Origin of the sequence: Putridiphycobacter roseus, from assembly GCF_003234935.1 — a bacterium.
Taxonomy (GTDB): Bacteria; Bacteroidota; Bacteroidia; order Flavobacteriales_D; family Crocinitomicaceae; genus Putridiphycobacter; species Putridiphycobacter roseus.
This window is the reverse complement of record NZ_QKSB01000001.1, coordinates 23,395-40,469: the sequence shown is the minus strand read 5'-3', so window position 1 is coordinate 40,469 and position 17,075 is coordinate 23,395. Positions and strand designations below refer to the sequence as shown.

At 34.4% G+C, this 17,075-nt stretch carries 11 protein-coding genes; 2 read left to right on the top strand and 9 right to left on the bottom strand.

Going from position 1 to position 17,075, the window contains the following annotated elements:
• Positions 1–46: 46 nt before the first annotated feature.
• From DNU06_RS00150 to DNU06_RS00135, 4 genes are all read right to left on the bottom strand, one after another.
• Complete coding sequence (locus DNU06_RS00150; RefSeq protein WP_146239091.1) at positions 47–1,276, bottom strand: hypothetical protein; 1,230 nt, start codon at positions 1,274–1,276, stop codon at positions 47–49.
• 77 nt (positions 1,277–1,353) lie between these two features.
• Positions 1,354–1,968, bottom strand: a complete 615-nt coding sequence (locus tag DNU06_RS00145; protein WP_111061181.1) for a LuxR C-terminal-related transcriptional regulator — start codon at positions 1,966–1,968, stop codon at positions 1,354–1,356.
• A 4-nt stretch (positions 1,969–1,972) separates the two neighbouring features.
• Entirely contained in the window at positions 1,973–3,877 is a 1,905-nt protein-coding gene (locus DNU06_RS00140) for a tetratricopeptide repeat-containing sensor histidine kinase (protein ID WP_111061180.1), read from the bottom strand.
• A 27-nt stretch (positions 3,878–3,904) separates the two neighbouring features.
• Entirely contained in the window at positions 3,905–6,031 is a 2,127-nt protein-coding gene (locus DNU06_RS00135) for a S9 family peptidase (RefSeq protein WP_111061179.1), read from the bottom strand.
• 149 nt (positions 6,032–6,180) lie between these two features.
• Here DNU06_RS00135 and DNU06_RS00130 point away from each other — a divergent pair, with 149 nt between their 5' ends.
• Complete coding sequence (locus DNU06_RS00130; RefSeq protein WP_111061855.1) at positions 6,181–8,271, top strand: alpha-ketoacid dehydrogenase subunit alpha/beta; 2,091 nt, start codon at positions 6,181–6,183, stop codon at positions 8,269–8,271.
• 62 nt (positions 8,272–8,333) lie between these two features.
• On the opposite strand, the gene DNU06_RS00125 is transcribed toward DNU06_RS00130, so the two are convergent.
• From DNU06_RS00125 to DNU06_RS00110, 4 genes are all read right to left on the bottom strand, one after another.
• Positions 8,334–10,076 (bottom strand): carboxypeptidase-like regulatory domain-containing protein, encoded by a 1,743-nt coding sequence (locus DNU06_RS00125; RefSeq protein ID WP_111061178.1) that lies wholly within the window; start codon positions 10,074–10,076, stop codon positions 8,334–8,336.
• A gap of 51 nt (positions 10,077–10,127) precedes the next feature.
• Positions 10,128–10,664, bottom strand: coding sequence for a hypothetical protein (locus DNU06_RS00120; RefSeq protein WP_111061177.1), 537 nt, complete (start codon positions 10,662–10,664; stop codon positions 10,128–10,130).
• Positions 10,665–10,667: 3 nt separating this feature from the next.
• Positions 10,668–14,096: a LamG-like jellyroll fold domain-containing protein gene (locus DNU06_RS00115; protein WP_111061176.1), complete on the bottom strand. Its 3,429-nt coding sequence runs from the start codon at positions 14,094–14,096 to the stop codon at positions 10,668–10,670.
• A gap of 102 nt (positions 14,097–14,198) precedes the next feature.
• Complete coding sequence (locus DNU06_RS00110; protein ID WP_111061175.1) at positions 14,199–15,131, bottom strand: DUF6929 family protein; 933 nt, start codon at positions 15,129–15,131, stop codon at positions 14,199–14,201.
• Between the two features lie 126 nt (positions 15,132–15,257).
• Between DNU06_RS00110 and DNU06_RS17725 the strand changes: the two genes are divergently transcribed.
• On the top strand, positions 15,258–15,521 hold the full coding sequence (locus tag DNU06_RS17725) for a hypothetical protein (RefSeq protein ID WP_146239090.1): 264 nt from the start codon (positions 15,258–15,260) through the stop codon (positions 15,519–15,521).
• 318 nt (positions 15,522–15,839) lie between these two features.
• Here the strand turns inward: DNU06_RS17725 and DNU06_RS00105 are convergent, their stop codons facing one another.
• Positions 15,840–16,727 (bottom strand): RluA family pseudouridine synthase, encoded by an 888-nt coding sequence (locus DNU06_RS00105; RefSeq protein WP_111061174.1) that lies wholly within the window; start codon positions 16,725–16,727, stop codon positions 15,840–15,842.
• Between the last annotated feature and the right edge of the window lie 348 nt (positions 16,728–17,075).

Below are 17,075 nucleotides of genomic sequence, written 5' to 3'. Positions count from 1 at the left end.
AGGGACTTGTTACAGTCCCTTTTATTAAAATAATAAATAAATAAACTTACTCAAAAAATACAGTACATGCAGCAGTGCAATTCGCATCTGGACCAGTACCGTTACCAGAGAAAGAATTTGCGGCTTCTACAGCAGTTATGGTAGTCGCTATAGTAGAATTACAAGAAATTTGAGCACCGTTATCGATATATAGACCATAACTATTTGCGTTATTCACATTACAGTTGTTCATCTCTACTTTACCTTTCACATGAATATTTGAATACTCATAAGCCCAATAGTTTCCACCATCCGCTATGGTAGTATAAATTAATTTATTATTTGGGTTATTGGATTCAATTCTCATACCCGACCAGTATCCAGTCGAAGCATATCTACCCACAATAGTTATTGGGTTAGAAGAGGTTCCTGTTGCATTAAGATAACCAGTGGCTTTTACATTAATTACTGCTGTGGCTTCCATTTTAATATTTGATCCTGGAGAAAGTGTTAATCCACCGTCAATAGTTAAATCGTCTACAAGTAAAGGAGTTGTAGTAGCAGGCCAAGTAACATCAGTACCAATGGTTCCGTTTCTTACTTCAACATAGTCGTTGGTATTTGCTTCGTTATAGTTTGAAGCACCGTCAATCTTATGAACTTGATCCACTGCCAGACTAAAACCAATTTTATTGGTACCAAAAGTATTCGAAGAAAAATTACTGATTAAGCCACCGTTTTCTATAAATAAACCATATTCTGCATTGTTTGTAATGGAGGAATTACTCATGGAGATTTGTGCATTGTTACCTACGTATACTCCTGCATAGTCCCAAGCCCAATATGTTCCTGCATCACTCACTGAAGCGTGAATAAGTTTATTGTTTGGGTTGTTAGACTTGAAGGCTATACCTGTCCAAAATCCTTTGGCAGCAGTTTCGCCTTTAAAAATAATTGGGTTTTCTGCTGTTCCAGTTGCATTCATATAGCCATTACTCTCAATGGTAATGGATGATCCTTCACACATGGTAAATATAGCGCCAGGCATTACTGTTAATTCTGAGGAAACATAAATGTTACCACATACTTCGTAGTTTTTCGCTACTAAGGTAGTAGGTGCTGCAATGTCATCTATCAGTGCTTCCGTAATTATTTCGGGCGGGTATTCACAAGTGCCATTATCCTTTTTTACGGTATGGTCATAATTTAAAGCTAGTGGGTCTGTACATCCTTGTCTACAGGAAGATAATCCTATTGCAGTTATTGCAATGGATAGCATTAAGAATTTCTTTTTCATCATTATAGTTTTAGTGATTAGTTAAAACAAATTTATTACCAATTTATTAATCATTGGGTAGGGAATTCCCTAGGGTGCTAATTTTCAATTAATCCCAAGGCAATTACTTTCTTTACTAAACCGGTTATGTTTTTCACATCTAATTTGATGTAAATATTGTGTTTGTGCATTTCCACTGTCTTTACCGATATATTTAAGGTTTCCGCAATTTGATTGGTTGATTTTTCTTGCATTATTTCTTTTAAGATACCCAATTCTCTATTGGTAAAATGGAGCTGTTGTGGCAAGGTAAATGCTTTTAAAATTTTTTGTGTTTTCTGACTGATGTATTGCTGCCCATTAATTACCATTTCAATGCCTTTGGTGATTTCTTCAAAAGGCTCTGTTTTTAAAATGTAGCCATGTGTTCTTTTGTTAAAATATAAAATAGTACTCTCGTCCGAGACTGAGCTAAGCATAATTACTTTTACAGCGGGGTAGTCGGCAATTAACAAGTTGATAAAGGTTTTTGCATGGTCTTTTCCAAATTTTATATCGAGCAGTAAAATGTCGATTTTTTCCTTACTTAAGGTGGAAAATAAAGCTGTTTTATTGTCGCAAGTTAAAAAAGTAGCATTGGGTATTTTAACCGAAAGCAAGTTTTGAAGTCCCGATAAAATTAAGTGGTGGTCGTCTGCAAATAAAATATTCATGACCTTATAATTTTAAATTTATTATGGCTAGGGTGCCATTGTTATCTTCACTTTCAATAGAGAAAGATGCTTCAATGGTGCGTAGCTTATTTTGCATTCTGGCATAACCGTCCGCTATTTTGTAATTATTTATATCCATCCCTTTTCCATTGTCTTCTACCATAATGTTTAAGGTGTTTTCAAGGATTGAAACCTGTACGTTACATTCGGTGGCATCAGCGTGTTTTAGTACATTGTTTATTAATTCTTGTGTACTTCTAAAAATAACACTTTCGGTAAATTTATCCAGAACAAATGGGGATTGTATTAAGTCGTTGAAATTGATTTTGATTAGGGCAGTAGAGTTTTCATGACAAAATTGTTCAATGGCTTGAGAAAAGGACTTGTTTTTTAAATAGAGTGGCGATAGATTATGGGAAATTCTTCTGGTTTCGTCATGTACCTTTTCTAATTGGTCAATTGTTGTTTTAAGCGCAGCTTGGGATGGGTTTTGGTTATATTCATTGGTCAATTGCAGCCTTATTCCAGTAAGTGTTGAAGCTATGCCATCATGCAGCTCACTGGCTAGTCGTTCTCTTTCCTTTTCTTCTCCTTGAATGGCTGCCAAAATTTTATTTTTCAAATTTGTTTCTTCTACCAATTTAAGCTTTTGTATTTGATTTTTTCGGTAAGAATAATAGGCAATAAATAAAATAAGTAAGAGGGAAAGTAAGACAAAAATCCAAAAAGCACGCACATTATTTTTTGCTTTTTGATCGGCTAACGCTAAAGCTTGTTCCGCTAATTTCTTTTCACTTTTCTCTGCTTCGTATTTTATTAATAATTCATTGAGTTTCGTTTTACTTTCGGTATTCGCCTTTTCAATATAATCTTCTTGGGCTTCTTTTAAATACTGGTAACCTTTTTCAAAATCACCAATGCCAGCATAGGCGAAACTCAGATTTTTTTTAATGGCAAAAAAAGTATTTAAATTCCCTTGCTTGGTGGACTCTTTACTGGCTTCTTCTCCATAAACTATTGCTTTTTCATAATTTTCAGCCGCAACATTAGCAATCAGTAAGCCAATTTTATTGAGCATTGCATAATGCCCTTGCTGATATTGTTGACTATAACCTAAGGATGTTTCATAGGCTTGTATTGCTTCCGCATATTTTTCCTGGTTAATAAACACTTCTGCTTTTGCATGGTAACCTACAATCTTACCAACTGGATTGTTGTATTTATTTGCCAATTCAATGCTTTCTTCGGTTAATTTTTCACCCAAAATAGTTCTATCAATCTTTAATGCGGAAATGGCATAAATGGCGGTCAGACCTGGAAGATATATGGTGTCTTTTAATGCTTTTAAAGTTTGGTATGCTTCCTTGCTGTAATTATAAGATTGTTGGTGTTCATTTAAGCTTAAAAACAAATTGGCAATATTATTTTTAATCAGTGCAGCTTGATAATCATTTTCATACAATTCTAAAATTTGAATCGATTTATTGTAAAAATAGACCGCTTCTTCTACTTGGTTCTGGTAACTTTTAACGGTAGCTCGAATGTTATAAAGTTTTGCGTTTTTAAAAGCTAAAGTATCGCCAGATTGCTCAATACTTGCGTTTGCAATGGAGTCGGCCTTATCGAGCTGACCAGTTAAGAATAATGTTTTCGAATAATTATAAGCGAAAATGTTTTTGATGTTCTTTTCAATGGATTCTTTTGAAATCAAGTTCGCTTCATGATATAAAGAGTCTAATTTATCTGGGGCAGTCAAAACCATTCCAAACAATTGCACAATTTTCAATGAGTCACTCTCCTTTGCTTGAAGGGTATTCACAGAAAATAACATATAGATAATGATGGTGTAGTATTTACTTAACATATTGATATAAAAACTGAAAGATACAAAAAAAGCGCCAATTTTCATTGACGCTTTTAAAGGGAATTTTTTTATTTATTTATTATGTTCCAGCACATAATTCAATACTTTAGTCATTAAGTGAACGCGGTCTTTTCCACGTACGTTGTGCGGGTGCATAGGGTAAGGAAAGAAGTCCATTTGAACTTCTGCTTCTATAAAAGCTTTCACCAAGGCTAAGTTATGTTGCATTACGACTACGTCATCTGCAGTACCATGGATCAATAGTAGGTTACCGTCAAGATTTTTCACGTAATTCATTAAAGAAGCTTTTTCGTATCCTTCTTTATTTTGCGCTGGACGGTCCATGTATCTTTCTCCATACATTATTTCGTAATACTTCCAATCTGTCACTGGTCCACCAGCAACACCTGTAGTAAATGTACCCGGTTGACGGAGCATCAATGAAGTGGTCATAAAGCCACCAAAACTCCAGCCATGTACAGCCAGTCTATTGCCGTCTACATAAGGTAAAGATTTTAAAAACTTAACCCCTTCTAGTTGATCATCCATTTCATGGTCTCCTAAGTTTCTATGGATAACAGATTCAAATTCAAATCCTCTATTGGCTGAACCTCTATTGTCTACTGTAAATACTAAATAGTCTTGTTCAGCCATCCAATACATCCACAAAGAAGCACCACCGTACCACGAGTTAGTAACCAATTGTGCGTGCGGCCCTCCATACACATAAACCAATACAGGGTATTTTTTATTTGAATCGAAATTACTTGGTTTAATTAACCTATAGTGAAGATCTGTTTTCTTATCTGCTGCTTTAATGGTACCGTATTCAGCCGTACCCATTTGGATGTTTTCTAAAGGGTTTTTAGCCGTTAACACGTTTAATTTTGTTTTCCCTTTCGTGCTCATTACTTTTTCTATATTAGGAATAGTTACTGAAGAATAAGAATCAAACATGTAAGTAAAGTCATCATTAAAAATCAATGAATGTGTTCCTTCTTTTGTTAATTGGGTTTGTTTCCCCGATTTTATATTTACTTTGAAGTAATGCTTTTCTGTTGGTTTTTCACCTGTTCCGGTAAAATAGATATTTCCTTTATCATCATATCCTTCAATGCCAGTAATGACCCATTGGTTAGTGGTCAATTGTTTTACAAGTTTACCGCTAATGGCATTGTATAAATACATATTCATAAAGCCATCCTTTTCACTCATCCAAATAAAATCTTGGTCATTTACAAAGTAAACTGGACTTTCTGGTTCTGTCCATTTGTCATTTTTTTCTTCCAAGATAATTTTTTTCATCTCTCCAGAAAAACCATTATATTGAATTAATTTAGTGTGGTTTTGGTCTCTGTTTACTTCCGCAATATATACTTCTGAACCATCTAAATTCCATCCGAAATTAGTGATATAGTCTTCTTTGTCTCCTGTTGGTTGGATAAAAAATGTTTTACCATTTTGCGTGTTGTAAACGCCAGCTTTTCCTTGTTCACTAGATTGTCCAGCCATTGGGTATTTAATACTATTTAAAGAACCGGGTGTATCGTTAATGTTCAATAGTGGGTAATCAGCTACTTTAGATTCATCTTTTTGATAAAACCCTATTTTATCACCTTGTGGTGACCAAAAAATACCATTTGTAATGCCGAATTCACTTCTAGCAATGGCTTGTCCGCTCACGGTTCCTTCTTTGTTTGCAGTGATTTGTTTGATTTCTTTTTTTGCATCCACTAAAAATAAATTATTGGCTACCGTATATGCAATCTGTTTTGATGCCGCATGAAAGTTTATATTTTCTGCTTCTGCCGGTGCTTCATTTAAAAAAGTACCGCTTTTATCTGCCAAATTAATCAAGTAGAATTTATTTTTATTTTGTAAATAAAATTGATTTTCATTCTTCCAGGAAACGACATTGATGTATCCAGGTGCTTCCCCTGTTATTTTTGCTAACTCTTCGGTATTGATCAAATTTGTTTTGTTGCCACTGTTGATGTCCGTTTTTACCAATGTTTGGTAATCGGCACTTAAGGAAGCATAAGACTTACTATTTGGAATCCACTTCACCATGACAGAACGTTGTGGGTAAAATGCGCGATATTGTTGCATCACAGCGTCTTTTAAAGTGAGTTCCGTTTTTTGAGCATTTACATTGATGCAAATGAAAAGCAAGAACATGCTTTGAATTATTTTTTTCATAATATTTTATTTGTTTTGTTGCAAGCCTATAAATTTAAGATAAAAAATTGAAGTGATTATAAATTATACATTAACGGTCTTTATTCTTTATCATATTTTTTAATCCCTTGCGAATTGCGTATATTAGCAACCAAAATTTAGACCAAAAAATGGCGAACAATATAAAAAAATTGAAATCAAAGGTGCAAACTATAGATCAGTCTAAAATAAAAGAGGCATTTAGGTTGATGGGGACGGCTAAAACCATGGCCGAGATATATGAAGAAAATGCAAAAGTAACTTCCAAATATGTACATGCTACTTCGCGAGGACATGAAGCAATTCAGATCGCAATGGGAATGCAGTTGAAGCCCCAGGATTGGGTTTCACCTTATTATAGAGATGATTCAATTTTATTAAGTATAGGCATGCGTCCATATGATGTGATGCTGCAGGTTTTTGCAAAAAAAGATGATCCTTTTTCGGGAGGAAGAACTTATTATTCTCACCCAAGTTTAAAGGAGGAGGATAAACCAAAAATTATTCATCAATCTTCAGCTACGGGTATGCAAGCCATTCCAACTACTGGTGTGGCTATGGGTATTCAATATAAAGAAAAAGTAGGTATTGCCGAGGATTTTAAAGGGGATAACCCTGTGGTAGTTTGTTCTTTGGGAGACGCTTCTTGTACAGAAGGTGAAGTGTCAGAAGCTTTTCAAATGGCTGCCTTAAAACAATTTCCTATCATTTATTTAGTACAAGACAATGAGTGGGATATTTCAGCGAATGCAGCAGAAATTAGAGCACAAGATATAACACATTATGCAAAAGGTTTTAATGGCTTAGAAGTTAGAACCATTGATGGAACTGATTTTGAGGCGTGTTACAATACAATTGCAGAGGTAATTTCTATTATTAGAAAAGAAAGACGCCCGTTTTTAATACATGCTAAAGTTCCTTTATTAGGTCACCATACTTCTGGTGTGCGTAAGGAATGGTATCGAGATGATTTAGAAGAAGCGGCATTAAAAGACCCTTATCCAAAACTTAGAAAGCTTGTAGAAGATGCTTTTGGCATTGCAGAAGTAATTAATATTGAAGCTTCGGTAAGAACAGTAGTGGAGGAGGAGTTTAAACAAGCCATGAATGCTGAAGATCCTTCGCCAGATAGTTTAACCGACCATTATTTTGCACCAACACCAATTACCGAAGAAAAAGGGGAACGTTCTCCTGTTGGAAAAAAACCTACCGTGATGGTAGATTCTGCCTTGTTTGCAATGACGGAAATATTAAGTAAGCACAAAGAGGCTTTGTTGTATGGACAAGATGTGGGTGGTAGATTAGGTGGTGTATTCCGTGAAGCAGCTACATTGGCACAGAAGTTTGGTGACGAAAGAGTGTATAATACCCCAATTCAAGAAGCATTTATTATTGGTAGTACAGTTGGTATGTCGGCAGTTGGACTAAAACCAATTGTGGAGGTGCAATTTGCAGATTATATATGGCCTGGACTAAATCAATTGTTCACTGAGGTGAGTAGGTCTTACTACTTGTCGAATGGTAAATGGCCTGTTAGTGCTATCATCAGAGTTCCTATTGGTGCTTATGGTTCTGGTGGACCATACCACTCGAGTTCTGTTGAGTCTGTTGTGACTAACATCAGAGGGATTAAAGTGGCATACCCATCTACTGGAGCCGACTTAAAAGGATTATTGAAATCTGCATTTTACGACCCGAACCCTGTCGTTATTTTTGAACATAAAGGCTTGTATTGGAGTAAAATTAAAGGTACTGAAGGTGCAATTACAGTTGAACCGGATGAAGACTATGTGATTCCTTTTGGTAAGGCGAGAACGGTGATTGAAGCTATGCCTGAAAAAGTACAAGCATCAGAATCTATGGTAATTATTACTTATGGACGTGGTGTGTATTGGAGTGCGGAAGCAGCAGAAGCTTTTCCTGGACGAGTTGAAATTATTGATTTAAGAACCTTGAGTCCTATAGATGAAACGGCTATTTTTGATGCGGTTAAAAAACACAATAGAGCCATGTTGGTGACTGAAGAATCTATTGAAGCTACTTTCACATTGGCTTTAGCGGGTAAAATTCAAAAAAACTGTTTTGAGTATCTAGATGCTCCAGTAGAAATTATTGGTTCTGTTGATACGCCTGCAATTCCATTGAATTCTATTTTAGAGGCTGCATTGTTAACCAATGCAGATAAAGTGCGCGTAGGAATTGAAAGAACATTAAACTACTAAAAAAATATAGTACAAACAATAAAAAGGAGGCTAATGGTCTCCTTTTTTGTTTGGAAATTGTTTTAATCGTTGGCCTTATCCAATAGGAATATTTCTAGGTTATTGATCTTTGTTTTCTCGTAGATGTATTGGTTCCATTCTGCCATTTCTTTTTTGTTTTCACCCCTTTGTACTTCTTTTAAGAATTGGTTTTCTTGTGTCAGCATTTTCAAATATTGGGTAGTATAGATTTTTTTTACACTTTCAAAGGAACGGTCGGATTGCTTTATTTTTAAAGCCAATTCGATTCTGTTTATTTCCATTAAATCAAAGTACATATTGATAAAACAATGCACTTTTGGAGAAAGCGGTAAATAGTAAAAACTTTTGTAGGGATCGAAAATAGTTTTTATTAATAGGTTAACGGAGTCCTTGTAGTTATTATAGTCAATAAATAGTCTAGCTTCCAAGTGGTACCTTTCAGAAATAATATTTGTTTCATTAAAGCGGTTGATTGGTTTTTCATTTGGCTTAAAAAGTATTCTTTTACCGGTCCACTGGATAAAGGAGTGTTCAAAAAAGTTTGTTTTATTGGGTAAGGAGCTTTTGAAGAATGTTTGGTTTGTAATGGTCTTGCTGTCCTTATAAAAAGTATTATTTTCTTTCGATTCATCACTTATTTTCAGTTCTTGGTGGTTTTGCCAAAAAAATGGGTTAAAAGGAAAGGCATTTAATTTGCGATAGGTTCCTAAATCTTGTTCTGAAAAACTAAGTATAGGTAAGAAAAACAATTCCTTAAAATCATACATTTGAACTACTGCAGTAGAATGAATGGTAAAAATAGAATCTAGTCTATTTTGATAAGTAAGTGCATAATTAAAGTCTAAATGTTCTAAAAAGGATTGTTGGACTATTTTTTTAAAGGTTTTGGTAATGGATAAATCTATATTTAGTATCTTATCTGTTGGAAATAAAGGTGAAAAAGGATGTCTAATGGCATGCGGACAGTTTAGGGAGATTTTTTCAAGTTGATGCGTATTTTGGTTATACCAAATTTTGGCATAGAAGTAATTACCGCTCGTATCTTTAGGGGTCAACTTCAGTACAAAAGTAGAGTCCTTATCTTCATTCAAATATTTTTGAATGCGCTTAATTCGGTATGTTTTTTTTAAACCTCTTTTAGATAATTGTAAAGGGTTAATTGGGAAAAAAGGGGTCTCTTGAAGTAGTTTATTTAAATTTAATGCTTGTGCACTTTCTACAGAAACGAACAAGTTGCGGTTGTAATACTGTAAACCAAATCGACCACTTTTCAGGAACAATTCTTCTATGTCATAGCCTCTGATACTGGCATTGTAAAAACATTCTACTAGTTCAATTTGTTTTTGGTTGATATAGGTTTTTAAATAAAAATATGCCTTGGATTGCCGTTTTTTCTGGGTCGCTTTTTTCTGGACTTTTATTAAATAATTGAAGAGGGAAGTGTTGTCAATTCCGTTGACAGTGACAGTGGACAGCAATTGGTTTTTTTCTTGAAGATAAACTTTACGTGGCTGCTGTTGCGGCGCAATTTTTAAAAAGTAAGTTTTATAACCAATAACCTTAATGGTGACGCTGTCACTAAGTGCTGCATAAGGAATTTCAAAATAACCATTTTCATTGGCTAAAACGCCTTTTTGAAGGGCGTGATTAAATATTACAGCAAATGGAATCTGTGTTTGGTCAACCGCGCTTAAAACGTAGCCTTGGAAGTCGTTGGACTGGTGTTTTTGCGTAAATCCACAAGCACTAATTCCCAAAAACAATATAACATATACCCACCTCATTTATTTCTAATTTAGCTAAATGACAATGGGTTTTTCAATGGCTATCCTTTTTTATTGTCCTAGTATTTTTGCATCTACAAAAAACACGGATTGAATAGCTATTTCCTGATCCGAATTAAAAGCTTCATCTGTTACTGTTTGTACCCTTAAACCAAATTTATCTTTCTTGATGTATTCTTGTAAATCATTTTCGGTTGTTTCTAGTTCTAAAGTTTTGTCAATGTCTTCAGAAACGTTTTCATTCCATGCTACTTTGATTTCAGAAAGTCCTTCGGCGGTTAAATATATTTGTATGGATTTTAAAAATTTAAAATTACCATTGGAAGGAGATTGATGCGTCATGGTCAATTTGGTAATTTGAATCAACTCGATCAAATCCTTTCTTGTGTCATTAATTTCAAACTCTGCTTCCGAATTGGTTTTTACATCCGGTGTTAATATATTAAAAGGTAGGTTAAGACCAGTAGAAGATGGTATAGTAACCGACTGATTAAATTCTAGATTGAATTTAGTATAAGCATCTACTTTTTTACAACTAATGAATAGTGTTGCCATTAAGCAGGTGATGATAAGCAGTACTTTGCGCATATTTTATTGTATGATTAGCCTTTTAGTGATGGTTTCTCCTTCGTATTTGATATTTACAATATATAAGCCTGGTGCTAAATCTTGTGTGTTAATGTGCAGTTGATTATTTGATTTTTCAATTGGTAATTGAAAATTTTGTCCCAAACCATTGTGAATTGAGATTTGAGATGGATCAATATTATCTGCACTTAAGGTAAAGAATGCTTGAGCTGGATTTGGGAATAATTCGACTTGACTATTGTTGTAAAGCTGATCGTAGGAAAGCGGAGAGTCTACCGAGAAGTTATAGATAATTGAGCCACCAAAGTCACCATTGAATGATTTTAAGGTAAATCCGCCTACTTCTTTTATAAAAGCAGATCCACTTCCGTCACTGTTTGCCCAAAAATTAATACCATCTCCGTCTGAATCTGAAATTAATAAAGTATAACAGCCAGCATATAGTTCAAAAGTATCTTTGTAGGTAGTGTTTGAAGACATGCCAGTTCTTGTAAATATTACATTTCCTGCATCATCAAAAAGTTCAATTTTACTTTCATGAGGGGCATTGTTTGTTTTAAAATTCAAGTAAAAAGCTTCAGGTAAAATATCTACCAAGTTAAATTCGGATTGGTAAGTGTTGTTGTGAATAAATTCATCCGTTCCACCATTCGGATTTTTAATGGTCACATTGAATTTGTTATTGGTTGGATTCGCACTTTGCCATAAACTACCTGGAGAAGGTAAATCTACTTCTGCCTTTTCTAAGAAAGCTAAATTTCCTGTCCACGTAAAAGTTTCAAGTGTACTGCTGCTATTTATCCAATATTCAATGGTCAATGAAGTCAATGCAGTGCTACCTGTATTTTGTATCACTACCGTAGGGTTGGCACAAATAGAATTAAAGCGTTCGTATTCTACATAGCTTGAAGGATCAAGGATATCTACTAATGCAGCGTCCAGACTAAAGTTCGGAGCACCATAGGAAACCAGTTGGTTGTTCACAATGTAATTGGAAGTACCAGTTGCTGTAATTATACCATAATCAATTGTGTGTGTTTGTCCCGGTGTTACAAAAGGTGTTAAATCATATTCTTCTAAATCTGAAGGTTTACCAGGACACCATCCTGCTCTGTCATAAATCCATGTTCCGCCTTGTGGGTAAATTGGGTTTTCCGCACAAGCAGTCCATACCGTCCATTGGAATTCATTTGCACCGCCATCAATGTTGTAAAAATGGTCTCTAGGTATAAATTCTCCTTCTTGACCATGTCCTGTAATTACAGATTTTAATTTGTAGGCAGAAGCTGCTGGATTCATTAAAACATCCCTTGGTTCAAAGCTTGAGTTGTCCATAATCGAGGTGTATGATTTATAGTCGTTTCTCCATATTTGTTGTACATCCACAATATCTCGTGGTGGTGTTCCAACTATAAATAAAAATTTGATGTCTAAATCTTCATTCCATTGTCCACCTCTCTCTATGGTCATCAATTTATCTCCTTTTAAAACGGGCATATAATCCGTTAAATCTACTTGCCATGTTTTACCAGTTGCACCTAGGTTTAAATTTACGCCATAAGGAGTCACAAAGGAAATAATTTCAAAACGCATTGGCATTCTTTGAAAATAATCCAAATCTGAAATGTTAATGGTGCCATTTGGAGTTACAATGGTGGAATCCGTTTTTACGCCATTTTCATCAAAGAAATAGCTATAAGACGCCTCCCAATAGTAATTGCTTGATGCGGTAGCAATCTCATCATTTAAAATCGTTCCTGCATTGGAATTGATTTGATATTCGTTAACTAAATTACTCACTTGTTGAATAGAATCAACTATTGAATCATTAGATATAGTTAGGTTATAAGTACCTTGCGCAAAAGTTAAATTTGGTCTTGCAGTCAATGCTTGAAAGTCTTTAAATAAAGCTAAGCCATTTGGCATTTCCCAAATTTCCCCATTAATAATTTCCCCATTTCTACTGTGGGTCGATAAATCGTTAATGGTAGTCCCTTGTCCTTCGTTTAATGGTAAATAAGTTTCTAAATCCGCGTAATTAGGGTGCGTTGGATTTAATTTTTGCTTACTCCAATTCGAAATTTCTGTCGCACTTAAATTCGTCCCCCATAATCTTAATTCATCAATAATGCCATCAAAATAACGGTTATTTACACCGCGACTAATTCTCATTTTAATACCGTCGTTAGTGTCTGTATTTACGCTTAACGATTGAGAGCCGCCCGTACTTTCTAATTGGCCATCCACATAAAAAGAACAATCTGTAACGTTGTTGCCATTTAAAACAATTGCAATATGGTGCCATTGTCCATCATTGATTAATGTGGTGCCGTATTTAAATCCGCCGTTTATTTCAGCCCTTAAAGTACCATCTCCATTTATTCTAGTAACCCATTTTTCACCAGATACATCTGTTCCCCAGCTACAAATTTCTCCGCTATTACTACCTGCATCCGCTTTAATCCAAGCTTCAATGGTTCTGTTTGTATTGCCCGAAATTCCTTTATAGGTGTCTGCTTCTATGTAGTTTGACCCGTTAAAATGAGTATAACTGTCGTTGCTGCTGAAAGCCCCCATATTTAATATGTTACTTCCTTCTATTTCAATTGTTGTGTTGGTGTTTGGATTGGTAAATGAGAATTCCACTAATAAATTATCTGTTCCATTCCATGTAAAAGGCGTGTAAAATTGAATTCTATTTTGTCCATTTGTAAAGTTGGTATTCGCGTAAAAGACTTCAGAGAATCCGTTTAAATTAAGATTGGTTAAATCAACCGTTAAATCACTTGTCTCTTTTAAACGTACTCTAAAATAATTAGCATCACCACCAGCATTTAATACATTCAATAGTAAGGCATCAATGTTACCTGCGGTTAAACCAGCATTACTTAATTCTGATTGGGTAAATAAAAATACAGACTTGGCATTTCTACTTGCAGTAGGTAGCGCTTCATTCATGTTCTGTGTCCCCGTACCAATAATGGCTTGGTTTTCTGAAACGATATTGTTTAAAATTACAGCTTGTTGAATATGCAAATAATAGTTGTAAATCGGCGTGGTTGAATAATTATAACTCGTACCATTATAGCCAGTTATTTTGTGCGAAGCTGTTGTGCTAGGAATAGAATCTACTCTTGTAGAATCATGTATATAAGAATTACAACTGTAATCCCATTCTCCACAAGCAACATAGTTACCTCCTGTAGTGTTTACTGCACCATTTCTACAACGCATATTGTAAAGCATTAATACTTTGGAGTAAGATATGCCTGGATTATCCGGAAATGGAACCATCATTGCTCTTGCTAATCCCCCATTGGCACCAGTAGTCATTGTGTAATCAAATGACTGTACAACAATTGTATCTCCTGGAGACTGACTGTATGCGAAGTGAATAAATAAAGTGGTAAGTAGAAGAGAAAATATTTTCATGGCATTCTTTTTATGATTGTGCGGTCTAATTTACAAAAAATGAAGTACTAAAAGTGTATATAGGTTATAAAAACCATAAGGTTAGTGGTATTTGTTTAGAATTTACCAAGATAATTCTATTTGATAAAATTCTGAAGGAATTCCGTCTCCATCACTAACAAGTACAGCCCTTAGTTTCTTGGGGGATATTCTTTTAGATATACTAATAGATTCTATTTTTGTTTTTAAAGTTCCTTGGTCGGAAGTGAGTAACTTGCAGATGGGGTTTGCATTGTTTTTTAGTTCCGTTAAAGGGAGGACACCAACAAAGCTTCCCAAAATTTCTCCATCATCAATGGCATTAGATGTGTTTTCCATAGAAGCTGTAAATAAAATGGTGTTGCTTTTGGTATCTATTGTCGCGCCAGAAAAACCAGCTGCACTACCATTTAAGATTGGTAAATTAATTTTATAGAAAGAAGGAGTTGGAAACGGGCTGTTGCTTTGTATTGCTTTTAAAAAGGAGGGGTATGAAAATTGTATAATGTGATTAGAGCCACGATTGAATAAATAAAAATCAGTGCCACTTATTGCTAGTGCTTCAATATTTAATGCCACATTTTGAAGGAAGGGACTGCTTTTTAAAAATTGATAAAACCTAGTCATTGAATAGGAAGTCATTTTTTTTGTAAGTAAATCTACACAGATTAAATGATCTCTAGTTGGGGAAATTGAACCTGAACCAAAAATGTATAATTGATCCGCCATACTTTCTATGGCTTCAAAGTCAGGTTTTTTAACTTTTGGAATTACCCCATTACTATCCACTGGTAGGTTTGTCAAGGCCTGTTTATTAAGCATATTTAAATGGCTGTCCAATTCAAATAAATAATTAACATTATCTCCAATGGCAAATATACCATGCTCATTATGGGTAATACCAGAAGCGGATGCAGGGTTTTCTAGCGTGCCTTTGGCAATTATTTTAATACCTAAACTAGACTTGGAACAACTAGTAAAATACAATCCAAAAAAAAGTAATAATAGCAACTTCATCTTTAATTTTTTACAAATATAAAATAATGTACCTTCCAAACTGATGTTAACGCAATGTTAAGCGGTGTTAAACTTAACATAATATTAATATGATAGTTAGTTAACATTTCGTAAATTGACTTATTTTTGCCAAATAAAATAACTAAACATCAAAATATTATGTCAAAATCTAAGAAAGAACAAAAAGTAAAAAAGAGTGTTAAATCTAAAAAACAGTTGAAATTAGTTGCTAAAAAGAAAGCTAAACAATTGAAAAAAGAAAAGTCAAAAGCAAAAGCAAAAGCAAAAAAAGCGAAGGCAACAGCAAAAAAAGTAGAGAAAAAAGCAAAGCTAGCGAAGAAAAAAGCAGCAAAAAAAGCGAGCAAGAAAAACAGCTCAAAAAAGAAATAATTAATCAGAATTGAAAATAATGGGGTAATGTTTTACACAGTAACTAAAAAATTCTTTCAGACCTGAGAGCATACTTTTAACTGTAAATGAAGCAAAGATTAGCCCCATTATTTTTCTGTCTCAGGTTATCCATTCCCCCAAAATTGCAGTATAGGCAAATAAAAATCGCATTAGAATAGCAGGCATAGAAGGCCTAGTGGCAATGTTGACTTTTACTGTTTTATCAAATAGCTTGCTTTATGGATTGGAGCAATGTAGTTGATTAACTGCTGTTACCAATAAATTGCCAGAAAAAGGGCATCTAAAAATTAACTTGATTCAGGCGTGGTAATTTTGCCACCGTCTTTGTTCATTTTTCATTCTTGTATTGAATTTTAACGGCAATGGAACTTCAATGTTTAATAATTCATTAGTAATTGGATGATTAAAAATCACTTTATTGGCACACAGAAATAATCCTTTTTGTTGTATGGTTTCTTCGCTATATAATTTGTCACCAAGAATTGGCGTATTATTCCTAGAAAGGTGAATTCGTATTTGATGGGTACGTCCCGTAATTGGTTTTAATTTCACCAAAGTTAAGTACTCATTTTTTAAGGATTTCACTTCGGAAATTACCTGGAATGCTGTAGCTGCATTTTTGTTTTCAATCGCACTGTCAAACCAGCCTTCTTTAGTTTCTAGTCTCCCCATTGCTAATGCGTGGTATGTTTTTTCAATCTTTTTTTCCTCAAATAATTGACCTATTTTTATGCGCGCAGGTTTTGTTTTTGCTATAATAACAAGTCCGCTTGTTTGGTTGTCTATTCTGTGGGTAGGCAATGGCCAAGATAAAGCATGCTTTTCTACAGTAGGTATTAGATTATACCTTAAGGTGTTTGCAAGTGTTTTAAATTGATTTCCGCTTACTGTAAGTCCGGCCGGTTTATTTACAATCGCCAAATGGTTATCTTCATAAATCACAGGTATGTCTAAATGGTATGTTTTTGGGGGCGACTGGATCAAGTCAAGAATCATTATTTCATCTCCAATTTTTAACCAGGTTCCGCCAGGTACCTTTTGCCCATTTAATAATACGGCACCGTTTTTTATGCCCTTCTTTACACTTTTTCGGGACTGAAAAAAAGAAACATATTTTTCACAATAAGTATTCAATCGAATGGCTTCCTGTAGTGTCGTTATTTTAATTTGTTCAATTATCTGCAAGAGAAAAAAGGTTTAAATGGTTTATCAAAGATAAGGGCTGTTCTTTTTACAAAACAATTAAGTGCAAATAAAATAAATTTTATTGTTTTTTTGATTATATTTAAAATACATAATTGACTGCCTTATAAAGGACTTGGGTACGCATGTTAATAGCTGCATAAGGTTTTGTCTCCAATAAAGGAGATAGAATTCAAAAAATATTTGTGGTAAAAGAACAGAAACTGCTTAGTTAAATGTATTGGAGAAGTAGTAAAGTATCGTGCGCTAAAAGATAAGAATGGTTTTATATGTGTAGTTTTAAAATGCCCCGAAAATAATCGAATTTTAACATGGATATTGTATTTAAGG